This window comes from Comamonas testosteroni ATCC 11996 (genome assembly GCF_000241525.1).
Taxonomy (GTDB): domain Bacteria; phylum Pseudomonadota; class Gammaproteobacteria; order Burkholderiales; family Burkholderiaceae_C; genus Comamonas; species Comamonas testosteroni.
In genome coordinates, this window is sequence record NZ_AHIL01000026.1 from 286439 (window position 1) to 308567 (window position 22129).

Annotated in this window: 17 protein-coding genes and 1 pseudogene; 9 read left to right on the top strand and 9 right to left on the bottom strand. The window is 59.5% G+C overall.

What is annotated here, in order from left to right; translation table 11 throughout:
• Nucleotides 1-413: 413 nt before the first annotated feature.
• Nucleotides 414-8393 carry an autotransporter-associated beta strand repeat-containing protein gene (locus CTATCC11996_RS10975; RefSeq protein ID WP_085959852.1) on the top strand — a complete coding sequence of 2660 codons (7980 nt, stop codon included), beginning with the start codon at nucleotides 414-416 and terminating at the stop codon, nucleotides 8391-8393.
• Between the two features lie 447 nt (nucleotides 8394-8840).
• Nucleotides 8841-9098, top strand: coding sequence for a hypothetical protein (locus CTATCC11996_RS10980; RefSeq protein ID WP_042438515.1), 258 nt, complete (start codon nucleotides 8841-8843; stop codon nucleotides 9096-9098).
• On the opposite strand, the gene CTATCC11996_RS25515 is transcribed toward CTATCC11996_RS10980, so the two are convergent.
• Nucleotides 9095-9424 carry a hypothetical protein gene (locus CTATCC11996_RS25515; RefSeq protein WP_138983854.1) on the bottom strand — a complete coding sequence of 110 codons (330 nt, stop codon included), beginning with the start codon at nucleotides 9422-9424 and terminating at the stop codon, nucleotides 9095-9097. The genes CTATCC11996_RS10980 and CTATCC11996_RS25515 overlap by 4 nt on opposite strands.
• A 197-nt stretch (nucleotides 9425-9621) precedes the next feature.
• A complete protein-coding gene (locus CTATCC11996_RS10985) occupies nucleotides 9622-10047 on the bottom strand; it encodes a nuclear transport factor 2 family protein (RefSeq protein ID WP_003076048.1) in 426 nt (141 codons plus the stop codon).
• 378 nt (nucleotides 10048-10425) lie between these two features.
• On the opposite strand from CTATCC11996_RS10985, the gene CTATCC11996_RS10990 reads away from it, so the two are divergent.
• The 3 genes from CTATCC11996_RS10990 (at nucleotide 10426) to CTATCC11996_RS11000 (ending at nucleotide 13024) form a co-directional block, all read left to right on the top strand.
• Nucleotides 10426-11334 carry a LysR family transcriptional regulator gene (locus tag CTATCC11996_RS10990; RefSeq protein WP_003076050.1) on the top strand — a complete coding sequence of 303 codons (909 nt, stop codon included), beginning with the start codon at nucleotides 10426-10428 and terminating at the stop codon, nucleotides 11332-11334.
• A 161-nt stretch (nucleotides 11335-11495) separates the two neighbouring features.
• On the top strand, nucleotides 11496-12626 hold the full coding sequence (locus CTATCC11996_RS10995; protein WP_003076052.1) for an MFS transporter: 1131 nt from the start codon (nucleotides 11496-11498) through the stop codon (nucleotides 12624-12626).
• Between the two features lie 188 nt (nucleotides 12627-12814).
• Nucleotides 12815-13024 carry a TOBE domain-containing protein gene (locus CTATCC11996_RS11000; RefSeq protein WP_003076054.1) on the top strand — a complete coding sequence of 70 codons (210 nt, stop codon included), beginning with the start codon at nucleotides 12815-12817 and terminating at the stop codon, nucleotides 13022-13024.
• Nucleotides 13025-13245: 221 nt separating this feature from the next.
• Here the strand turns inward: CTATCC11996_RS11000 and CTATCC11996_RS11005 are convergent, their stop codons facing one another.
• The 3 genes from CTATCC11996_RS11005 to CTATCC11996_RS11015 form a co-directional block, all read right to left on the bottom strand.
• Nucleotides 13246-13578 (bottom strand): hypothetical protein, encoded by a 333-nt coding sequence (locus CTATCC11996_RS11005; RefSeq protein WP_003076056.1) that lies wholly within the window; start codon nucleotides 13576-13578, stop codon nucleotides 13246-13248.
• A 148-nt stretch (nucleotides 13579-13726) separates the two neighbouring features.
• Nucleotides 13727-14074, bottom strand: coding sequence for a hypothetical protein (locus CTATCC11996_RS11010; protein WP_238532405.1), 348 nt, complete (start codon nucleotides 14072-14074; stop codon nucleotides 13727-13729).
• A gap of 121 nt (nucleotides 14075-14195) precedes the next feature.
• Nucleotides 14196-15119, bottom strand: a complete 924-nt coding sequence (locus tag CTATCC11996_RS11015; protein ID WP_003076059.1) for a LysR family transcriptional regulator — start codon at nucleotides 15117-15119, stop codon at nucleotides 14196-14198.
• Between the two features lie 98 nt (nucleotides 15120-15217).
• On the opposite strand from CTATCC11996_RS11015, the gene CTATCC11996_RS11020 reads away from it, so the two are divergent.
• From CTATCC11996_RS11020 to blaOXA, 3 genes are all read left to right on the top strand, one after another.
• Nucleotides 15218-15739 (top strand): DMT family transporter, encoded by a 522-nt coding sequence (locus CTATCC11996_RS11020; protein ID WP_003076061.1) that lies wholly within the window; start codon nucleotides 15218-15220, stop codon nucleotides 15737-15739.
• 268 nt (nucleotides 15740-16007) lie between these two features.
• Nucleotides 16008-16424: a VOC family protein gene (locus tag CTATCC11996_RS11025; protein WP_003076062.1), complete on the top strand. Its 417-nt coding sequence runs from the start codon at nucleotides 16008-16010 to the stop codon at nucleotides 16422-16424.
• 200 nt (nucleotides 16425-16624) lie between these two features.
• On the top strand, nucleotides 16625-17425 hold the full coding sequence (blaOXA, locus tag CTATCC11996_RS11030) for a class D beta-lactamase (protein ID WP_034348736.1): 801 nt from the start codon (nucleotides 16625-16627) through the stop codon (nucleotides 17423-17425).
• A 117-nt stretch (nucleotides 17426-17542) separates the two neighbouring features.
• Here blaOXA and CTATCC11996_RS11035 read toward each other — a convergent pair whose 3' ends face one another.
• The 3 genes and pseudogenes from CTATCC11996_RS11035 to CTATCC11996_RS11045 all read right to left on the bottom strand — a co-directional run.
• The gene (locus CTATCC11996_RS11035; RefSeq protein WP_003076066.1) at nucleotides 17543-18262 is read right to left on the bottom strand and encodes a PA1136 family autoinducer-binding transcriptional regulator; all 720 of its coding nucleotides are present in this window, start codon (nucleotides 18260-18262) and stop codon (nucleotides 17543-17545) included.
• Nucleotide 18263: 1 nt separating this feature from the next.
• Nucleotides 18264-19112, bottom strand: a complete 849-nt coding sequence (gene hchA, locus CTATCC11996_RS11040; RefSeq protein ID WP_003076068.1) for a glyoxalase III HchA — start codon at nucleotides 19110-19112, stop codon at nucleotides 18264-18266.
• A 192-nt stretch (nucleotides 19113-19304) separates the two neighbouring features.
• A pseudogene (locus tag CTATCC11996_RS11045) lies at nucleotides 19305-19973 on the bottom strand (GGDEF domain-containing protein); the annotation flags it as partial.
• A 195-nt stretch (nucleotides 19974-20168) separates the two neighbouring features.
• Here CTATCC11996_RS11045 and CTATCC11996_RS11050 point away from each other — a divergent pair.
• Entirely contained in the window at nucleotides 20169-20693 is a 525-nt protein-coding gene (locus CTATCC11996_RS11050) for an RrF2 family transcriptional regulator (RefSeq protein WP_003076070.1), read from the top strand.
• A gap of 200 nt (nucleotides 20694-20893) precedes the next feature.
• On the opposite strand, the gene CTATCC11996_RS11055 is transcribed toward CTATCC11996_RS11050, so the two are convergent.
• Nucleotides 20894-22099: an NAD(P)/FAD-dependent oxidoreductase gene (locus CTATCC11996_RS11055; RefSeq protein ID WP_003076072.1), complete on the bottom strand. Its 1206-nt coding sequence runs from the start codon at nucleotides 22097-22099 to the stop codon at nucleotides 20894-20896.
• Between the last annotated feature and the right edge of the window lie 30 nt (nucleotides 22100-22129).

Genomic DNA, 22129 nt, shown 5'->3' on the forward strand with positions numbered 1-22129 from the left:
TGCAGCGGTCAATGGGCGGCGTTGCACTGCCACCGACCTTCAACAAGACGCACGGTTTTAGCGTTCAGACGCGGCAGCATGACGTAGCGGAGAGGGCATGGAGTCAGGGCCTCGTTGGGAGGGGAGGGGGACTCCAGTGTCAGTCGGTCTTTCACAGACTGCTCATGCTTTCTACTCGATTGATGCGTATCAGGAAGGCGCACTCACTTGGGGCTTTCTTCTTCAAAAAATCACTGATTTCAATGATTTTTTGTACACAATTTTCCTTTAAGCTCGCAATGTAAGTAATTGTCAATTTAGAAACGAATTGGTTGAGACAGCAGGAGCTGCAAGTGCGGCTGCGCAGGTCTGCCGCAGCCTACCTCTCTCGGAATTGACGCACTTCACTATCAATTAGACGAGAGGTAAGGCCCGTGAATCAGGTCCATCGTGTGGTATTTAACGCCGTGACAGGCGTGTGGCAAGCCGTCAGCGAAATCGCCAAAGGCCGTGTGAAAAGTAGCCGTTCTTCTGTGGCGCTTGGCGGTGTTGCGGGGGTTGTTCTAGCCGGTGCGCTGGGTAGCGGATCGGCTTTGGCTGCAATTGAGCAAGAGTTCTATTGGGACCCTGCTCAGATTGGCATTCCTCCGGGATCGGGCGGTAGCGGTGTGTGGGATAACTCCAATCCTATCTGGACCGATGGTTTTGGTACCACTTCATGGTTCGGCCCTGCTGTTGCAGTCTTTCAAGGTGCAGCAGGTATTGTTAACGTGGGCAATCCTAATCCTACAGGCGTCGTGGGGCTGAAGTTCGTCACCAATGGCTATTTGCTGAATGGGGGCACCATTCAACTGATGAATGGCAGCAGTGGTGCCTTTGATGTCAGTGTCGAACCCAACGTCACTGCTACGGTCAATACATCGCTTACGGGCATTAGCCACCTTCGCAAGCTCGGGTCTGGCACTCTTGTGCTGAATGGCGGGAATTCCTATACACAAGGAACCTCGCTGGCTGCCGGGACACTGGTGGTCGGCAACAATGCCGCGCTGGGTGCTGGTGCATTGACTGCGCTGGCGGGAACAACGCTAGATGCCAGCACCACCGTGGCGCTAAGCAACGCTGTCGCCCTCAACGGCAACCTGAACATCGCCGGCAACGCAAACCTGACCCTCGGTGGTGTGCTCAACGGAGCCGGTGGCAGCCTTGTGAAGAACGGCGCGGCCAATCTGATCCTCAACGGCAGCAACACCTACAGCGGCGGTACCACCCTCAACGCTGGTACCCTGACCGTTGGCAATGCTGGCGCGCTGGGCAGCGGCGATCTGACAGTCGCCGGCGCCGCGACCCTGGACAACAATACCAGCGTGGCGCTGGCCAACAATGTGGTGCTCAACGCCGACCTAGGCATCGGCGGCAGCAATGCGCTGACCCTGGGCGGCGTAGTCAGCGGCGCCAGCCAGCTGATCAAGAACGGCACGGCCAACCTGACCCTCAACGGCAGCAACACCTACGGCGGCGGCACCACCCTCAACGCCGGCAGTCTGACCGTTGGCAATGCTGGCGCGCTGGGCAGCGGCGATCTGGCGGTGAATGGGGCGAGCACGCTCAACAGCAGCGCCAACGTGACGCTGAGCAACGCGATTGCGCTCAACACCAACCTCACGGCGGGCGGTGCCAATGCGCTGACCCTCGGCGGCGTGATCAGCGGCTACGGTAGCCTGATCAAGGTCGGTAGCTCGAGCCTGACCCTCAACGGCAGCAACAACTACGACGGCACCACCGCGTTGAACACCGGCACGCTGATCGTCGGTAGCAACATGGCATTGGGCCGCGGTGTGCTGAACGCCAACGGCGGCACCACACTGGATGCGGGTGCGGCAGTGTCGCTGACCAACAACGTCAACCTGGGCGGCAACCTGACCGTCGCTGGCAGCAATGCCCTGGCCCTCAACGGTACGGTAGGCGGCATCGGCGGGCTGATCAAGAACGGCGCCGCCGACCTGACCCTCAACGGCACCAACACCTACTTCGGCAACACCGCGCTCAACGCTGGCAAGCTGATCATCGGCAGCAATATGGCGCTGAGTAGCGGCGCCCTCAACGCAGCGGCCGGAACGACGCTGGATACCAACACCAGCGTCAGCTTGGGCAACACAGTGAACCTGGCCGGCGCCCTGAACATCGGCGGCACCGCAAACCTGACCCTGGGCGGGGCGGTGAACGGCGTCGGCAGCCTGGTGAAGAACGGCACGGCCAACCTGACCCTAGCCGGCAACAACACCTATGTCGGCGGCACAACCCTGAATGCCGGGACCCTGACCATCGGCAGCAATTCAGCGCTGGGCAGCGGTGCGTTGACCGTCTCCGGGGCCGCGACCCTGGACAACAGCTCGGCGCTGGTCAACCTGAACAACGCGGTCACCCTCAACGCCGCCCTGACCGTCGCCGGTTCGCAGAACCTAGCCCTGGGCGGAGTGATCAGCGGCACGGGCTCGCTGGTCAAGAACGGCACGGCCAACCTGACCCTCAACGGCATCAACACCTACCAGGGCGGCACCACCCTCAATGCCGGCACGCTGACCCTCGGCACTCCGGCGGCGCTGGGCAGCGGCGCGCTCACCGTCAGCGGGGCGGCGACGCTGGACAACAGCTCGGCCCTGGTGCTGGGCAACGACATCACCCTGAACGCAGGGCTGACCGTGGCTGGCAACAACAGCCTGGTGCTCAGTGGCGTGGTCAGCGGCGCTGGCAACCTCACCAAGAGCGGCCTCGACGACCTGACGCTGATGGGCACCAACACCTTCACCGGTGCGCTGAACATTCTCGCCGGCAGTGTCTCGACCCTGAGCAGCGGCGCGCTGGGCAACACCTCCGGCGCGGCCATCAGCGCCGGGGCCAGCCTCAACCTGGGCAGCGACGCGAGCATGGGCGGGCTGAGCGGCAGCGGCAGCGTGCAGGTCGGCGCCGGCAGCACCCTGACCGTGGGCGGGGTGAGCACCACCAGCACCTTCGACGGCGGCATCAGCGGCAGCGGCGGCCTGACCAAGGTCGGCACCGGCACCCTGAACCTCACCGGGATCAGCGGCCTGACCGGCAACACGCTGGTGAGCGGCGGCACCCTGAACCTCAGCGGCTCGCTGGGCAGCGCTCAGGTGGATGTCGGCAGCGGCGCGACCTTCACCGGCAACGGCACGGTGGTCGGCCAGCTGAACGTCGCCAACGGCGGACACCTGGCGCTGTCTTCGGGCAACCAGCTGTCGGCGAGTGGCTTGACCCTCGGCGCCAGCAGCAACCTCAACGCGGCCTTGGCCGCGCCGTCGACCACCTCGCTGATCGACGTCGGCGGCAACCTGACCCTGAACGGCAACCTCAACGTCACCGACGCCGGCGGTTTCGGCGTCGGCGTGTACCGCCTGATCAACTACACAGGCAGCCTGACGAACCTGGGCCTGGACGTGGCCAGCGTGCCGGTCGGCTTCGGCCTCGGCGACCTGGTGGTGCAGACCTCGGTCGGCAACCAGGTGAACCTGCTGGTGTCGGCGCCGAACGCCAACATCCGCTTCTGGGACGGCAGCAACACCGTCGCCGATGGTACGGTGGACGGCGGCAGCGGTACCTGGAACAACGCGGGAACCAACTGGACCAGCGTCAACGGAACCCTGAACCAGATCTGGGCCGGCGATTTTGCCGTGTTCCAGGGCACCGCCGGCACCGTGACGGTGGACGGCACGCAACTGTTCACCGGCCTGCAGTTCACCACCGATGGCTACAGCCTAGTCAACGGCACGGCGGGGCAACTGACCGCCGTCAACGGCACCGGAGGCACCACGGCGGTGCGGGTCGACCCGGGCGTGACCGCCACGATCGGCGTGAACATTGACGGCACCGGCACCCTGGCCAAGCTGGACAGCGGCACTCTGGTGCTCAATGGCGCCAACACCTACAGCGGCGGCACGCTACTCAATGGTGGCAAGATTGTCGTTGGCAACAACACCGCGCTGGGAAGTGGCGACCTCAGCACCGGCGCGAACACCAGTCTCGATGCCAGCGGCGGGGGCGTCACTCTGGCCAATGCCGTGCATCTAGGTGGCACGCTTAACGTGCCAGGCAGCGCCAATCTCACCCTCAATGGCGTGCTTGATGGCGTTGGAGGTCTAAACAAGTCGGGTGCCTCAACCTTGACCTTGACCGGCGCCAACAACTATTTAGGGGGTACCACCCTCAATGGCGGCACCCTGCAGGTCGGCAGCAACAACGCGCTTGGGCAGGGCGCCCTGACCGTCGCTGGTGCCTCGACCCTCAGCAGCTCCGGCAATGTCACCCTGGCCAATAACGTTACCCTCAACGCCGGCCTCACTGTCGATGGCGGCAACGACCTGACGCTCAACGGTGTGATCAACGGTACTGCTGGTTTGACCAAGAGCGGCAGTGGCAACCTGACCATCAATGGCAACAACGGCTACCAGGGCGGCACCCAGCTCAACGCCGGCCGACTGACCTTGGGTAGTAGTGGCGCCTTGGGCACAGGAACGCTTGCGGTTACGGCCGACGCCACTCTCGCCAACATCTCGCCGATGGCCCTGGGCAATACCATCGCTCTGAGCAATAGCGCCAATCTGACCGTCGAAACAGCCAACGCACTGATCCTCAGCGGCGATCTTGGTGGCAACGGCAACCTGATCAAGACCGGCGTGGACGATCTCACCCTGGTCGGGGTCAAGACATTTACCGGCAATGTCGATATTCAGGCTGGTTCGCTCACCACACTTGGCAGCGGTGTGTTGGCAAACGTCGGAACCCTCAATGTTGGCTCCAGCGGCCAGTTAAATCTCAATGGCAACGCCAGCCTGGGCAGCCTGACCGGCAGCGGCCAAGTTGATGTTGGTATTGGCAGCGTCCTGAGCCTTGGCAGCAACAACTTCAACAGCACCTTCGTCGGTAGCCTCAATGGCCTGGGCGGGCTGACCAAGGTCGGCAGCGGCACCCTGACCCTGACCGGCAACAGCAACCTGGCCGACAACACCCTGGTCAACGCCGGCACCTTGAAGGTTGACGGCACCTTGGGCAGCAACCTGCTGACGGTGGCCAGCGGTGCGACCCTTACCGGCAGCGGCAATGCCAATGCCACGGTGGTCATCGGCAACGGTGGCCAACTGGCGGGGCAGAGCGGCAGCACCCTGGGTCTCGGCAGCCTGGTGCTCAATAGCGGCTCGATCGTCAATGCGGGCCTGGGCGCTCCGTCTACCGGCGGCACGGCCCTGTTTAGCGTTGGTGGCAATCTGACCCTCGACGGCACGCTTAATGTCAGCAACATCGGTGGCTTTGGCAACGGTGTGTACCGGATCTTCAACTACAGCGGTGGGCTCACCGACAACGGTCTGGACTTCGGCAGCCTGCCGCTGGGCGTGGCCCTTGGCGATGTGAGCCTGCAGACAGCCCTGGCGAATCAGGTCAACTTGCTGGTCAGCTCTGCGGGACTGGGTCTCCAATTCTGGAACGGTAGTCAGACTGTTCCTACAGGCCAGATTGAAGGTGGCGCAGGTGTATGGAATGCTAGCAACTCCAACTGGAGCGATGCTAACGGCATGCTCAGCGCCACGTGGGGCAATAACTTTGCAGTGTTCCAGGGCACAGGAGGTGACGTCACTGTCGAAGGAAGTCATACCGTCAATGGAATGCAGTTCGTCAGCAATGGCTATCGTCTGCTGGCGGGCACTGGTGGCGAGCTCAACCTTGTCAATGACACTGGTGGGAATACCAATCTGCGCGTCGACCCAGGCGCGACCGCCATCCTCGACGTTGGTCTGACCGGCAGCGGCAAGCTCAACAAGCTTGACACCGGAACCCTGGTGCTTAACGGCAGCAATACCTATACCGGTGGCACCGTCCTCAGCGGCGGCACCTTGGTTGCTGGAAACAACAATGCTCTAGGTAGCGGAATGTTGGAAACCGCTGCTGGTGTAACGCTTGACAGCAACACCGCTGTGAAATTGAGCAACGCCATCAGCCTGGGCGGTCCGTTGAATATTGCGGGTAGCAATAATCTGGAGCTGGCTGGAGTGATCAATGGTGCTGGCGGTCTGGTCAAGAATGGCAGTGCGGCCCTTACTTTGAGCGGAAGTAACGGCTACAACGGCACCACCACCATCAACGCTGGCACGCTGCAAGTCGGCAATGGTGGCACCAGCGGCAATCTGGGCACCGGCGCTGTGACCAATAATGGCTCTCTGGTTTTCAACCGCAGCGATGCCACGACCGTCTCCAACAATATCAGCGGCACCGGTAGCCTCGTTCATGTCGGCACGGGCATCACCACCCTGACCGGCAGCAACAGCTATACCGGCGGCACTTTTGTGCAAGCGGGTACGTTGAAGATCGGCACTCTCTCCTCGCTGGTGCAAGGCACGCTCTATCAAGTGAGCTCGGGCGCCACGCTGGATCTCAACGGCTATGCACTCAAGACCGGTGGCATCTCTGGCACGGGGCACGTCGCCTTGGGCTCGCAAGGCCTGACGGTGAACACCGCTGCGGGGGCCGTTTCCGAGTTCGACGGCAAGATGGATGGCACGGGTGAGCTGATCAAGCAAGGCGACGGCACGCTGTCGCTGAACACCGCCAACAGCTTCAGCGGCGGTGTCAGCCACAAGGGTGGCAATATCAACCTCGGCAACGAGAAGGGTCTGGGTAGCGGCACGCTGTCCATGGACGATGACACGAAGATTACCTTGATCGCCAACGGCATGACCATTGCCAACAACCTGCACATGACCGGCAACAACGATCCCATCGTTGACACCGGCAGCAACAACGGAACTTGGACCGGTGCCATCACCGGAGCGGGCTTCCTGACCAAGCAAGGCACTGGCACGCTGACGATGACCAGCACCGGCAATACCTACACAGGCGCCACCGATGTCGCCCAGGGTACCTTGCAAGCAGGCGCTGCCAACACCTTCAGCAGCACCTCGGCCCACACTGTGGCCAGCGGCGCTGTGCTGGATCTGGCGGGCTACAACCAGACCCTGGCCAGCCTGAACAACAGCGGCACCGTCAAGCTCAGCAGCAACAGCGGTGCAGCACCGGGCACGGTGCTGAAGGTTACCGGCGCTTATGTGGGCAACAACGGCAACCTGGGCCTGTCCACTGTGCTGGGTGCGGACGGCAGCGCCACCGACAAGCTGCTGCTGTCCGGCGCCTCGGCCGTGGCCAGCGGTAGCACCACGGTGCACATCACCAATGCCGGCGGTCTGGGCGCTCAGACTACGGGCAACGGTATTGGGATCATCGGTACGGAGAACGGAGCCAGCCTGCAGCCGGGCAGCTTCACCCTGGCTGGCGGTCATGTGGATGCCGGTGCCTATGAGTACCGCCTGACGCAAAACACCCAGGGTGCGGCTCTGCATTCGACCACTACTGCTCCCACAACGCCCACGACACCGACCACGGCCTACCGTGCCGAAGTGCCGCTGCTGTCGGCCCTGCCGGCACAGCTGCGCCAGGCCGACATGGCCATGCTGGGGGATCTGCGCAAGCGCATGGGCGATGAAGGCGCACAAGCCACGACCAGCTCCGACACAGGCGCCAGCCGCCGAGTGTGGGGCCGTATTCTGCGCACCGATCCCAAGATCAGCCAGCAAGGCACCGTCAGCCCCGAGAGCAGCGGTCACCTGACCGGCTTCCAGGCAGGTCTGGATCTGTATGCCGACCAGAGCATCAAGGCCGGCATCTATGTCGGTCAGCTTGAAGGCGACATGAGCGTCAAGGGCTTTGCCAGCGGCGTGGATCGCAAATACGTCGGCTTCAACAACCTGCGCACCCGCTACCTGGGTGTGTACGGCACCTGGCAAGATCAGTCTGGCCTGTATGCCGATGCCGTGCTGCAAGGCGCTGACTACCGCAGCGACCTGCGCACCGCCGGCGACACAGCCCAGGCCCGCACCAAGGGCAGCGGCTGGCTGGCTTCTCTGGAAATGGGCAAGGCCTTTGCTGTGACCTCCAACTGGCAGATCGAGCCTCAGGCGCAGATCATCTACCGCAAGCTGAGCATCGACGACACAGCGCTGAGCCTGGCCACGGTCAAGAACAAGGCCGACGATGACTGGACCGTGCGCCTGGGTGCCCGCATCAAGGGTAACTTTGCGACCGGCGCCGGCGTGCTGCAGCCCTATGGCCGCATCAACGTCTACAAGGCGAGCAACACCACCGACATCGCCAGCTTTGCGGCGCCGGGCGGCACCACCGACATCAAGGCCAAGGGCGGCTATACCGCGACCGAGATGGCTGCCGGTGCGAGCCTGCAGATCAACCCGCGCACCAGTGTTTATGGTGAGTTGGGCAAGCTGTGGGCCAATGGCGGCGACAGCCGGGTCAAGAGCGGGGTGCAGGCCTCCATTGGCGTAAAGGTGCAGTGGTAAGCACGAGTGCGTAGCTTTCCTGCAAAGGAGGCTACATAACAAAACTGAGGCCCATAGTCATAATGACTATGGGCCTCTTTTTATATTGTCACTATGAGAAGTAAAGCTGACGCTGGAGGTCTGAGTTGCCGACGGCCAGGCAGAGTAGGGTAGCTGTGACGCATGGAAGCGTCAGGGGAGTTTTCTGGGGAGTTTAGGGGGCGCGGCGAGAATTGAAATGATGTCGCTCAGAGGGAGAAACACTTGGTGTCACCCCCTTAAACCCCGGCCTGATCGGTTCGATTCCCATCGCATAGGCACCAATGCTGCAGACCTTGCAGGTTGGACCGCATCTAAAGACTGCTGCTGACCAGTCCGCTGATGGGGATTGGTTTAGACGAGGCGCGAAGCCGCAGGTGGCAAAGAAGTATGACAAGGCGAAGCAACGACGTATCAAGGGTCGTGTTAATGGCCCCTGGCGAATGCGTTGCATTGGTTGGTTGGATCCAGGCAGACTTTGACTGGTATTTCGCGGTGCTCCATGTAAATCGCGGCAATCAATTTCGCGGCTTTTCGATTAGCAATCGGTTGATGGCCCCCAATTCTCTTTTCTGGGCCAAGGCCTCAATACTCGATTGGTTGCTGCGAACTAAAAGAAAAATTGCTGCAAAGGAAAAAGCCAAGGCGATCGCGAAGGCGGCAGCGGCTTCGTTGATGACGGTTTAAGGTACCAAAAGCCACAGCAAGCCAAGTGTTGTGGTCAAGAAGACTGTGAAAATTGCTGCCAGAAGAATTTGACTTTGTTTTTCCCCCGTCAGCCTTTTACGCCGTGAAGAACTTGAAAAATAGGCCTGGTGATAGAAGCACAAAAAACAGGCCGAAGTCAGAAGGCTATCCAGCGTCCGCAGCACCAGCTCAATAAATTGCTTCAAGCGCAGCCATAGAGCCAGAGGTCCGAGCAGGCTTGTACAAGGAGTACACAAGAATTGAGCTTGAGATGAAAGAACTGGAGTGAGATATAAAAAGAGCGAGAAGTTGGGCAGCTTCCTCATTGGTGACGCATGCGATGCCTGAAACAGGAGTCACCTGCCGTGCAGCGCTGGGCTAACACGTTGGCGAGCAAGGTTCAGCGAATACTGTCGCTGAACGTTAAGCCGCCATCCAGGGGCTGTCGACTACTTGAGAGTGATCGCAACGGCTGCACACCAAACCATGCGAAAGCTGACAAGCTTGTACCAAAGCGTGTGGATCAGGCCATATTTGCGGACCAACTGCGAACTTGCTTTCGTGATTTGATCTTCCAGCCATCCTTTGTGCGCTCAAGGCTGTCTTCATACCAGAGGCCGCTCACAGAAGTGGCTTCTTTGCCTTCAGGCGTCTTGCCTGTCATGGGGACGATGGCTGCAGATCGAGCGGTGGCGCTATTTCCTGCCAGATCAATTTTGACGGTAGAGACTGTGTGCTGTGTCGAGGGCAGGCTGCCAAGGATTGGCGCAAAAAACGCTTGCAGCTCGGCAGGAGAGCCTTTGGGGCCACCAAGAGCGGTGAAGTCCAAAATCGCATCAGGAAGAAATATCGCTTGAAACGAGTGCCAATCCTTTTCATCTAAGGCATGACAGTAACGTGCCAGGAGTTCATTGATTTCTACCTTGTCCGAGATGTCCTGAAGTGTCATTGCTGGCTCCGTTTGGAAGTCATGATTTGAACCAATCAGGACAATACGAGCATTAGCTGGCTGGACATCGTCTGTATCGACTATCGCGCATGTAGCGATGCTGTTCGAGGAGCACCTCAGCCTTCGCTTTTGATTGCCCTCGGAGGCAGAGCGCGACCCTGAGCGGACATTCTCTGAGTAGGCCGGGTGCCGATGTTCTGTCGAAACCCAGATCGGTCTGGACGGATGTGCTGGAAGGGCGCGTTGCGCAAGTCTCGGCAATGAGAACTTGCCAACGAAACGGCGCGACTTCGATCAGTCAAAGCTCAATGGAATTCAGGAATCCATGGCTGATGTCTTCTATTATTGGTCCAGCCTCTGGAGTTTATTTCCATAAACATGTATTCCTCTGAACGCCTGAAAGGCATAGATGTCTTCGTATCTGTGGTGGACGCCGGTAGTTTCACCGCTGCCTCGGAACGCCTGAACCTGACCAACTCCGCCGTGGGCAAGGCGGTTGCACGTCTGGAGTCACGCCTGGGCGTGCGGCTGTTTGAGCGGACCACCCGTCGCCTTTCGTTGACCGATGCGGGGCAGGCCTTTCACCGGACCTGCCAGCGTGTCCTTGGCGAACTGGAGGAGGCCGAGCATGTACTGAAAGCCGAAGACACGGTGCCAGTGGGCAAGCTGCGCATCGACCTTCCTGCAACATATGGCCGCATGTGTGTAATGCCTGTGCTCTTCGACTTCATGAAAGTCTATCCCGGCGTGCAGCCGGAGATTTCCTTCACAGATCGATTTGTGGACCTTGTGGAAGATGGGGTGGATGTCGCGGTGCGCATTGGCGGCGGCGAGACCTGGCCGGCTCCCATCGGATATCGCTTTCTCGGCAGGGAGCGGCGCATCTTCTGCTGCGCACCGAGCTACCTGGAAAAGGTTGGCGAGATTGAGGATGATGTGGAGTCGCTGGACCGCTTGGATTCCGTGCTCTACCGGCGCCCCAACGGCACACCCAGCCCATGGCTGATTCAGTGCAGGGATGCACCCATCGAACACTACAGCCCTGCAGCGAGATTGGAGGTGGGCAGCGCTGAATCCTGGGTGGAAGCCGTGAGCCAAGGATTCGGGGTAGCCCAGATTTCAACTTGGCTCATTGGCGAGCGCTTGGCCAAGAGCGAACTGGTGGAAGTATTGCCCTCCTTGGCGGTGAATGGCCTGCCTCTGTATCTCCAATGGCAGCGCAGCCGGCAATTGCTGCCCAAGGTAGACGCATTACTCAGCCATCTAGGAGCCAGGCTGCGTGTCTGATTATGGAATTTTTGGATGAAGTCAATGGAATTTGCATCCAACATAAGAATGTTGGGAGTTAATAAGCTCTGGGTTTGAAAATCCCCTTGCTGAAAATGTCCTCTTCGTCTAACACCGCCTGTCAGGGTCCAGGAAATGCCGCGCAGGCTGGCACCGCATCCATGTATATCCTGGCGATTGCGGCGTTCGTGATCGTCACGACCGAGTTCTTGATGGTCGGCCTGCTGCCGGCACTTGCTCGCGATCTGTCGATTTCCATCGCTACGGCAGGCCAACTGGTCACCTTGTTCGCAATCGTGGTGATGTTCTTCGGGCCGCCCCTGACGGCATGGCTGGCACACGTAGAGCGCAAACGTTTGTTCATGGCGATTTTGGCTCTCTTCGCCGTGTCCAACGCCGTGGCCGCACTGGCCCCGAACTTCTGGGTCCTGGCCGTTGCCCGCATCATTCCTGCGCTTGCGTTGCCGGTGTTCTGGGGGACGGCCAGCGAGACAGCAGCTCAGCTGGCCGGGGTCGAGCGCGCAGGCAAGGCCGTTTCCACGGTCTACCTCGGGATTTCCGCGGCCATGCTGCTGGGGATTCCCTTGGGCACGGTCGCAGGCGACGCCATGGGCTGGCGCGGCGCTTTCTGGGTGCTCGCGATCATGTCCTTGTTGATTGCCGTCCTCTTGCACTGCTTCATGCCTGCCATGGTCGCAGGCCAACGGGTCGGGCTTGCACAGCAGGTGCGTATCCTCCGCGATCCGGCCTTTGTGGCCAACGTGCTGCTGTCGGTCGCGGTGTTCACGGCCATGTTTACGGGGTACACCTACCTGGCAGAGCTGCTGGAGAAGGTTGCGCATGTGCCTTCGGTGCATGTGGGCTGGTGGCTGATGGGTTTCGGCGCCGTCGGCCTTCTCGGAAACCGGCTGGGCGGAATATGGGTAGACCGCAAGCCGCTGGCAACCACCGCACTGTTCAGCGTCGTGCTGGCTATTGGTATGCTGGCTACGGTACTGATGGCAGCGCAACCGGCAGGGTTGGCCCTCGCGTTGGGCGTGTGGGGCATTGCGAACACGGCGCTGTATCCCATCTGCCAGATCCGGGTCATGAAGTCAGCACCACATGCCCAGGCTCTGGCCGGAACCATTAACGTCTCGGCTGCCAACGGAGGTATCGCGCTGGGTGCGCTGCTAGGTGGGGCAAGCATCACCTGGTGGGATGCCGGCAGTGTTGCCGTTGCAGGAGCTGTTTGTGCAGCAGTTGCTGCCGTTGCCGCAGCAGGTATCAGTCGATGGCTGGGAAAGCGCTGAAGATGGCGTTTCGTGTGACTTGCTCAGGTAGGTGAACGTCCGTGGCGAAAACCGATTGCGGCTGTCGCAGCTCAGCCCATTGCAGTCATACAACTGGCGATAGGACTTCTATATGACAGAGCGTCTACAGCCATCGAGTCGCTGAATATATGCTCTTGTCCGTCGTCATTTCTTCAGGTACAGATGCTATGAAAATCAGTGCTCGCAATGTCTTGCAAGGCAAGGTTATCTCGATTGTCACGGGCCCGGTCAGCACGGAATTGACACTAGAAGTTGCCCCTGGTGTGAGAGTCACGTCCTCTATCACCTCAACGTCGGCCCAGTCCCTGGGATTGACGGAGGGCGACAATGCGTATGCCGTCATTAAGGCGTCGTCGGTGATGGTTGCTGTGGATTGAACAGTTCTGCTGTCTAAGCAAAAAGGCTCCTGTAGGAGCCTTTCTGATCCAGCCAGTTCAGATCGATTGCATGCGCTAAGCTGAAAACTTCTTTCGCGAGTACAACGATCTCCAGACCGGCGCAGCGGATCGAACGGCGAGGTCTGCGCAGACAGCCTGCAGGCATCAGGCGCCGGACAAGGGATCGCTGCGCTTCTGGATCCCGGGCGTTTGAGGTCCAATCAAGTCAGGTGGTCTTCCACAATCAACCAGCCCATGCTGCCAACACCATCATTGATGATGTCCAAGTGGTTGCCGCCCTCGTACACACGAATGTTTTGACCAACGAAGGCTTTGGGTGCAACGCGCTCAATATTGGACAGAACCAGTCTTATTTGCTCGCCAATCTCAGAAAGCGACTTTTGAGAGTAGTCGATGTCGATAGCCTCGGCCAGCAGTCCATAGACAACTCTCTTTTTCCCCTCTTCAGGGAAAGAGAGCACCTTTGTATGCAAGAGCTCTGCATTCGAAAATTTGCGACCAGTGAGCTTTTCAAAAACTTCAATGCTTGGCAAAGTTCCCTCCTAGCGCAGCGTGACTCAATGTAACCAGCATAGTCGAGCGCATTGAAGAGATGCAAGCACCAAGAGCGCGTAGTTACGCTTACTTCATTAATGAAACCAGGACTGCAAACGACCCAGACCAGTCGCTGGAAAGCGTTTGTCAATCGTCCTCGGGTGCCTGATCCTGCCCGTGAAAGGCTTCCCATGCTGCTGCTTCCAGTTCACCGCCATCAGAGATGAGATTGCCGTCCTCATCATGAAGCGTATACGTTTGTTGCTCGCCTCCAATGCTCGCGGCGCCATCGAGTCCCAGCAGCAATGTATACATGGTGTCTCTCAGCACAGAATCCAGAATTGCTCGAAGTTGCTCGTGCTGCTTGGGCGTAAGTCCTAGAGCCTCGATCCTCGCTGCGACCTCCGACTCTTCATGAGCATTCATGAAAGACAAAAGAAGTTCTGATTTGAGGTTGACCCAGTTTTCAACAAATTGTTTGGAGTCCATCGTCATATACCAGGATGAAATGATCAAAAAACCGCTATTGGCCGATTGAATCCCCGCCCATCGCAGTCATCGGCAGCGTCTAGGATGCTGAAGAAAAATTACGGCAAAAATCGCGACTGGTGGCAACTCACTGCTCGCCAGCACTCTGTTTGCAGCTGTTCATTACAGCAAGCCTGAGCCAGGTCAACGCAGGGTCATTGTGCTTTCGCGTGTGCCAGGCTTGCTGGTATGCCATTTTCGGTAGTTGCAATTGGCGTGGAGGCGCAAACTGCCGCAGATTCTTGAATGAGCGCAGCGGGCCTACAGCACGACGGGCAATCGTCAGAACCAGATCGGTACCTGGCAGCAATTCAACCGCAGCGCTCCAGTGTGGCAAGGCCACCGCAATCCTCCTTTTGAGTCCCTTGGCGGCGAGTGCGCGCTCGATCTCGTCGTTCGCATCCGGCCTCAATGCCAGCATGACATGAGGGCGCGTCAGCCATTCCTCTAACGACAGTCCTCCTTTTTCCGGACTGACGGCCTTGTCTGCGAGACAGATGAAATCCTCTTCGAACAGTGTTTCGACCTGGATGTCTTGTGCAAGATCGGGAAAGATCCCCAGAGCCAGGTCCAATTCACCATCGGCTAGCTGTACCAGCATGGCATCCCGGCTGGCCTGACTGATGGCGAAGTCAAAGCCGGGCGCATGTTTGCGGACGTATCGCATCAGGTCCGGAAGTACCAGACGAGCCGCATAGTCGGACAGTGACAGCCTGAATCGTCGCTGCGCCTGCAGTGGATCGAACTGAGGTGTTCCCAGCAGAGTATTGAGGCTGCCCAAAGCCTCCGAGAGTGGTTGCAGCAGCGCATTGCCTCGGGCTGTCACCTCCAGCTTTCCCTGCTTGCGCACCAGCAATGGGTCATTGAAATGCTCGCGCAGCTGAGCTAGCGAATGACTCACTGCCGGTTGGCTCTTGTGCAGGCGCATGGCAGCCCTGGTCACGTGCTTCTCGGTCAGCAACGCGTGAAGTGTCAGCAGCAGATTGAGGTCGATACGACGCAGATCATCCATGTGAAGAATAGTACATGTGCATATAAACGATTTCCATAATTAATCCGTATGCGAGACCATTCAAACATTGCTTGTAGACGTTTGAAGGAGTGGCAGATATGAACAGCAAGATGGCATTGATGACGGTCGCCTCACTGGGCATGGCCTTGCTGGCGGGGGCCATCCTGCCTTTTCAGGCCGCAGCAAATGCCAACGTAGGCCGTGCTCTTGGTCACCCTTTCTGGGGGGCTGCCACATCGCTGGTGATCAGCCTGGCCGTGATGGTGCCCATGCTGATTCTGGTCAAAGCCCCCATGCCGAATTTCAGCAATGCGTTTCACGGTCCCTGGTGGTTGTGGATCGGCGGTGTCCTGGGGGCTGTTTACGTCGCCAGTGCTGCAGCCCTGATACCCAAACTGGGTGCCGGCGGATTTCTGGTCGCCGTGGTCGCAGGGCAGATGGTCGTGGCGGTCTTGATCGATCACTTCGGTGTCATGGGGCTGGAGCCAAAGCCCATCAACGTCATGCGTGTGCTGGGTGTGCTCCTGATTCTTGGCGGGGTGTTCCTGATCCAGGGAGCGGGAGCAGCCAGGCCTGCCGCCACAGCGATCCCCGTCACCTCCAGCGTGGGCTTGGCGTGAGCACAAAAATAGTGATTGACCCACTGGCGCGGCACCAGTGCGCTGAACACTTCTGGAAAGGAAATGGAAATCAGCGCCTCACGCCGAAATGCTCAATGCGAGCCCTTGGGTGGACATTGACGGCCCCATGTCGTAACTGCTTGACAAGATCAAGCACGCACGGGCCTTCCGATCGAAAAAATGTCCCTGACGCTCGCCGAATGTTTGGGGTTCCATCACACCAAGTGCATACGATTAGAAGTATGCATGCCTGGAGCAGGAGATCGCGATGAGCAAATTCAGTATTCAGCACATTGATCACATCGTGTTGCGCGTCACCGACCTGGAGCACAGCATCCGCTTATACCAAGTGGTCCTGGGCTGTACCTTGGTGAAGCGCCGCGAGGATCTGGGTATGGTTCACCTGCGAGCTGGTGCATCCATGATTGACCTGGTGGATGTTGAGGGCCCTTTAGGCCGTGCGGGGGGCGCTGCGGCCACAAGCGAGCGCAGAAACGTCGATCATTTTTGCCTGCGTATCGAGCCATTTGATGAGCAAGCCATCCTCTTGCACCTGGCTGGCCACGGTCTCGAGGCAGATAGGGCGGTGCGACGCTTTGGCGCTGACGGCATGGGCCTGTCCATCTACTGCAAAGACCCGGACGGCAATCAGCTTGAACTTAAAGGGCCTGCGAGCGCCGATTGACAGCTCAGGCGGCAGTCGGAACTCCCGGAGTGCTCGCTATGTCCGATCTGGCTGACCGAAAGACAGCCTTTGGCTGTGGATTCAAGCGATTGCGGCTGCCGCTGTCTGCCCCGCAAGAGACGCTCTCCCTTGCGACAAGTCGACACAGTCACTGTCCCTGCCACCTCAAGATGGGTTCGTTTGACCTTTAAACTAGCCGCATGAATCGACGTAGTCTGGTCTTATCCGCCCTGGCCGCAGGGTTTGCTCAAGTGACGGCAGCTGGCCCCCAGCTTCAAGAAATGACAGAGTGGTCTCGGTTTTTCACAGAAGCCGATGCGCAAGGCAGCATCGTTGTTCTCGATGCACGTGATAACTCAGAAATTACCCACGTCTACAACGTGTCGCGTTCCAGTCAGCGTTACTCGCCAGCCTCTACCTTCAAGATTCCGCACAGCCTGTTTGCGCTTGATGCAGGGCTGCTGCGTGACGAATTTCAGCTCATTCAATGGGATGGTGTGAAACGGCCTGTGGCGGCGTGGAACGTGGACCAGAATCTGCGCTCCGCGATGAGGAACTCCACCGTCTGGGTGTATGAGCGCTTCGCCAAGGAACTCGGCGATGCACGCGAGAGCGCCTATATGCGCAAGATTGGGTACGGCAATGCGGTCGCCACTGGCGACAAGCCATTCTGGGTTGAGGGCGACCTCGCCATCTCATCCTTCGAGCAGATTGCTTTCTTGCAACGGCTTTACCGCAATCAACTGCCTTTCCAGGTCGAGCACCAGCGGCTTGTGAAGGACGTGATGGTCAATGAAGCGGGGCCTGACTGGATACTGCGTGCAAAAACGGGCTGGACCGGAAAAATCGGCTGGTGGGTGGGCTGGGTAGAGTGGCCCAGCGGCCCCGTCTTCTTCGCCTTGAACATGGACACGCCCAACAGACTTGCCGACCTTGCCAAACGGCAAAGCATCACACGCAATATTCTGCGCTCCATTAAGGCGCTACCCACTTCAGCATAGATCTGAACCGGGTGCAGAAGCCGGCAGGGCTGTGTCTTGAAGAGCTCTTGCGGCCGGTTCCTGCCTTCCGTTTGCATGTTCCAAAGGGATACTTGAGATGTGAGCCGACATTGATAGTCAGGCGACGATCTCTCCGTTGCGGATCGCCACGCGAATGGCCTGCGCCGTCGTGGCAACGCCCAGGCGCTTGCGGATGCGGCGCAGGTGGTTTTCCACAGTGCGTTCGGACAGGCCGAGGGTTGCGGCAATCTCCGTCTGCCGCCGGCCGGCGGCCGTCCACGCAAGCACCTCGCGTTCGCGATCAGACAGGGTGCTGAGCTCCTCTTGTGGGGGCAGTTCCAGCAATCTGCGCGCTGTGCGGAATGCGGTTTGGGCGATCAACTCTAGCGCCAGCCGGGCCTGCGGCGAGGCATCAATGCGCTCGCCGCCCAGGCTCATCGCGCCTTCCAGCCCCAGGAGGCCGAATACAGGCACTTGCAGACCGTGGATACCCGGGCCCTGCGGCGCGCGGACGACGCTGTAACGCTCGCCCTGAGCGCCGTTCGTCTTGGTCCAGAAGAAGGGCTGGTTCGTCTCCAGGATATGGCGCGTTACGGGGCAACGCCGCACGTAGGTTTCAGCATCGACAGGCGCGCCCGTGCCGAACCAGTCGCCCTCGATCCAGTAGATGCGCTCCACCGCATCGTCCCGAGCGCTGGAGGCCGAGAACAGCACAAAGCGGTCGTACCCTAGCGGCGCGCCGACAGCACGCACCGTATCTTTGATTGCGGCAAGGCTGCGGGCGCCCTCGATGGCGAGGGATCCCTGGAATGCCGCCTGCGCGATTGCGGTGCTCATCTCAGGCCGTGACTTCCTTGAGCAAGGTTTCGGCCGCGAGCTTGCCAAGCGCATTGCCAGCCAGAGGGCTGTCGCCGGTGATCAGCTGGCGGTCCCGGTTCACGGCACCCGAGATGCCGTCGTTGACGATCTCGAAACCCAGAGCCTTGAGCCTTTCGCCGAACTTCCAGGTCAGGTGACCCGGCATGTAGCCGATGGCCGGGGTCTGTGCATCGAGTGAGTCAGGGAAGGCGCAGATCTTGTAGCCTCGGTAGATATCGCTGTCGCCAACCGCGAGGAAGGCCGCAGGGCCGTGGCACAGGGAGATGACAAACCGGTTGTTGGCCGCCGCCCATTCCAGCACCTCGCCTACATCATGGCTGCCGGGGATGCCGATCAGCGCGCCATGCCCGCCAGGGACGAAGATGGCGGCGTACTGCTCCAGTCCTCGCTCAAGCACCGTAGACAGGCGCAGCGGCTCCTTGAATTGGGAGTGGTACTTGTTGAAGAAGCCCTTGACCGTCTCATCTTCCGAAGGCATTGCCCAGAACTCGAACTTGACAGGATTTCCCGACACCGTTGCCACATCGAACGCGAATCCCGCCTTGTCCAAGTGGTACATGGGCAGCAGCGTCTCGACCGGGTGGTTGCCGGTGGAGAAGAAGCTGCCGTTATCGGTCAGCAAGTAACGTTCGTCTGCGCCGATCATCAGGATCTTCTTGCTGCCTTGATAGGTTTTTGCGTAGTCGGCCCCGCTCAGGTCGGACTTGGGCGACGTGAACTGGCTGAGCGAGTAGGGGGAGGGAAAGAACGCATTGAGTTCGGCCGGATCGGGCTGCGGTTGCTTGTCGGGAGTCGATGGTTCAGCCATGGGGCACCTCTGGGATAGTTTGCGGAGTGCACAACAATGCGGCGGCAAGAAACCTGAGGCAATGAGGGATTTCCGTCAACGCGGGTCAGGCGAAGCCGGAGTTTTACTCCCGGTCTGTTTCAGGCTCGCACAGAACCAAAGTCGGAAGCCGAAACCTGGAGTCGCTCCGCCAATTTGCGTGTCTCAGTGGCTTCCCTGGCGATCCACGATCAGTGCAATGTGGTGTCCAGTCAGGTAGAGCGCTATTTCCGGCGCATCGAACTTCACCGTGGCGGAGCCCAGAGGCACGTCGTCTTCATTCGCGATACGGCTTGCCACAAAATAGGACGGCGTCTTGTTCAGCCGGGCGATACCGAACGAATGGTCATTGCCGCCACGCAATGCATCGATCAGATAGGGACGGCCAGAGTAGATCATGCCCACGATGCTGTCAGGCTCGTCCTAGTTGCTGGCCGTTACCGTGTCGTCCGACATATTGTTCATGAAGATACGGGCATAGCGCAGATCGCTGCAGAGTTCATGCATGAAGTCGCCGACTTTGTGCACCAGCGAATCCTGCGTGAATTGCGCTGCGCGCTGCTGGCGCGTGAGCATGGACAGACTCGGCGGATCTTAGCGATACCGGGTGGTCAGCTGGATCACCGAGCCCTGGCGCGCCACCATATTGGTCACACTCAGCATTTCCGTGAACAGCCGGTCCATGATGCGAGCCGTCGTCTTGGCTTCGTATTCGGCGCTGGCCGTCAAGCGGTCCAGCTCTGCACCCACGACTCGCTTGGACATCCACCACCCCGGACCAGCCACCAAGGTCAGCCACGCAACGGCCATTCCCAGCGTCGCCATGCGCACGGTGGATCGCATTGACTGCTTGCGCTGAGCTTGCTGCGGTAATGCCTTGCCCACGTACTCTCCCCAGGCCGTTTTGAACGCATGGTAACAAGTACGTCTGGAGCGAAAAGTCATCAGGGAAGCCGATGCCGCGGCCGGAGGAGTCCTCTCCTGTGCATGGCCGCAGGTATGCGGCTAAACTAAGTCTGTATCAGTCGGAGTTATGCGATGAGTTTTTTGAGCGCAGGTGTCGAATATGGCTTGCACTGCATGCTGTACTTGGTTCACTCCGCCGAGCATGGCGTTGCGGAGGCCAGCACCCGTGACCTTGCAGATATGCAGGGCGTACCAGCGGAGTACGTCGCCAAGCTCTTTACCAAGCTGGGGCATGCTGGACTCGTACGTGCGGCAGAAGGGGTTCGCGGTGGCTTCTCCCTGGCGCGGCCAGCTGAGAAAATTACGGTGAAAGACGTCGTGGAGGCAATTGATGGCGTGAAGCCGGTGTTCGATTGCCGGGAGGTACGAGAGCGCTGTGCTGTTTTTGGCGAAGTCGCTCCCGCATGGGCCACACGTGGCACTTGTTCCATCCATGCAGTGATGGAGGGAGCAGAGAAGGCCATGCGCGACGAACTCGACCGGCACACGCTTGCGGACCTCGCAAGCCGAACCAGGTCCAAAGCGCCAGCGAGCCACGAAGCCAAAGTCATCGAATGGTTTGGTGCACGCTCGGCGGCTCGGCGCTCGACCTCTTAGTTTGGGATGTGAACGGATATCGGGACACGGTCCTCATGTAGAAGAGGCGCGAGGTCTCTTCCATCGATTGTCCTGTTTGGAGTTGCCAACACACCCCTTGATACCGCGTCGCTTTGCCTTGTCGTACTTCTGTACTACCTGTGGCTTCGCGCCTCGTCTCAACCGCAAACCTTCGGTATGCCGGGGCGTGTCAGCCGTTCTCAGGCGACGACTATTCGCAGGGGGTCAGCCGACTCCAATGCTTCGGCACGATTCGCCGATGGGGGATAGATCCATTCGGTGTTGATTTTCTGCTTGAGCGCCTTTGCCTCCGCTCCAACCAGCTTGACCGAGCGCTCCCATCCTTCGGTATAGACCGCTCCCCAGGGGCCGAGGTCAAGGCAGGTCACATACTTTGGCTGACTATAAGGAATCGGAGCCAGCCCAAGCAGATCGGCGGCAACGTTGTGTCCAGCAGAGCGGCCGAGATTCATTGCATGCTGGCACGACATCATGGCTACATGGCCTTGATCGTCAGTCGCGGCGTAGGCGACATCTCCCGTTGCATAGATGGTTGGCACCGCCTTCACGCGCAAATCATGGTCAACGTGCAATCGACCGTATGCGTCCCGCTCTCCCGGGATTTGCAATGTGAGTTCATTCGCCCGGGCGCCTGCTGTCCACACGACCGTGCTTGCATCGATGCGCTGACCGGCCGATGTGACCAATCCATGCTCATCGATAGCGGTCACACCAGCACCCAGAACCGCAGTTACGCCGAGTTCTGCGAGCGCCTGTTCGATCACCGGCCGCGGGCCCGGCCCGAGGTCGGGTCCAATGTCGCTGTTGCGTTCGACAATCACGACATTCACTGCTGCGCTTTCGCCCAGGGCCGCACGTAGCCGGGCAGGCATCTCTGCAGCAGTCTCGATTCCGGTAAAGCCGCCCCCGACAACGACAAGGGTACGCCTAGCTTCTGTGTCGGGCTGGCTGCGAAGGCTCTGAATGTGCGCTTCAAGAGCCGCCGCTTCATCCACCTGATCCACGCTGAAGGCGTATCTGGTGAGCCCCGGAATATCGGGTCGGAAGAGCTTGCTCCCGGCTGCAAGCACCAGGCGGTCATAGGACAGCTGAGCATCCTGGCCCTGCGCCTTGACGACAACTTGCTGCTGCTGCACGTCAATTTTTTCGACGCTTCCTTGCATGAACCTCACGCCGACGGCATCAAGCAACTCAGTTAGCTTGACCCGCATGGTGTTTGGGGCTTCCTCGTACAAGCGAGGTCGAACATGTAGCTCAGGCTGGGGGGCCACAAGCACAACTTCAATATCGGAACGCTTTTGCATGTCCAGGGCGCGCGCCGCAGCAAGGGCGCTCCACATGCCAGCAAAGCCTGCACCAACAATCACGATGCGTTGAGTATTCACAGATTCACCTTCATCCCACGTATCACGGCA

Excerpts from the sequence above, each read along its gene's own strand:
- CTATCC11996_RS10980 (WP_042438515.1), top strand. The coding sequence starts at position 8,841 with ATGGCCCCTGGCGAATGCGTTGCATTGGTTGGTTGGATCCAGGCAGAC.
- CTATCC11996_RS25515 (WP_138983854.1), bottom strand. The coding sequence starts at position 9,424 with ATGAGGAAGCTGCCCAACTTCTCGCTCTTTTTATATCTCACTCCAGTT.
- CTATCC11996_RS10985 (WP_003076048.1), bottom strand. The coding sequence starts at position 10,047 with ATGACACTTCAGGACATCTCGGACAAGGTAGAAATCAATGAACTCCTG.
- CTATCC11996_RS10990 (WP_003076050.1), top strand. The coding sequence starts at position 10,426 with ATGTATTCCTCTGAACGCCTGAAAGGCATAGATGTCTTCGTATCTGTG.
- CTATCC11996_RS10995 (WP_003076052.1), top strand. The coding sequence starts at position 11,496 with ATGTATATCCTGGCGATTGCGGCGTTCGTGATCGTCACGACCGAGTTC.
- CTATCC11996_RS11000 (WP_003076054.1), top strand. The coding sequence starts at position 12,815 with ATGAAAATCAGTGCTCGCAATGTCTTGCAAGGCAAGGTTATCTCGATT.
- CTATCC11996_RS11010 (WP_238532405.1), bottom strand. The coding sequence starts at position 14,074 with ATGACGATGGACTCCAAACAATTTGTTGAAAACTGGGTCAACCTCAAA.
- CTATCC11996_RS11015 (WP_003076059.1), bottom strand. The coding sequence starts at position 15,119 with ATGGATGATCTGCGTCGTATCGACCTCAATCTGCTGCTGACACTTCAC.
- CTATCC11996_RS11020 (WP_003076061.1), top strand. The coding sequence starts at position 15,218 with ATGAACAGCAAGATGGCATTGATGACGGTCGCCTCACTGGGCATGGCC.
- CTATCC11996_RS11025 (WP_003076062.1), top strand. The coding sequence starts at position 16,008 with ATGAGCAAATTCAGTATTCAGCACATTGATCACATCGTGTTGCGCGTC.
- blaOXA (WP_034348736.1), top strand. The coding sequence starts at position 16,625 with ATGAATCGACGTAGTCTGGTCTTATCCGCCCTGGCCGCAGGGTTTGCT.
- CTATCC11996_RS11035 (WP_003076066.1), bottom strand. The coding sequence starts at position 18,262 with ATGAGCACCGCAATCGCGCAGGCGGCATTCCAGGGATCCCTCGCCATC.
- hchA (WP_003076068.1), bottom strand. The coding sequence starts at position 19,112 with ATGGCTGAACCATCGACTCCCGACAAGCAACCGCAGCCCGATCCGGCC.
- CTATCC11996_RS11050 (WP_003076070.1), top strand. The coding sequence starts at position 20,169 with ATGAGTTTTTTGAGCGCAGGTGTCGAATATGGCTTGCACTGCATGCTG.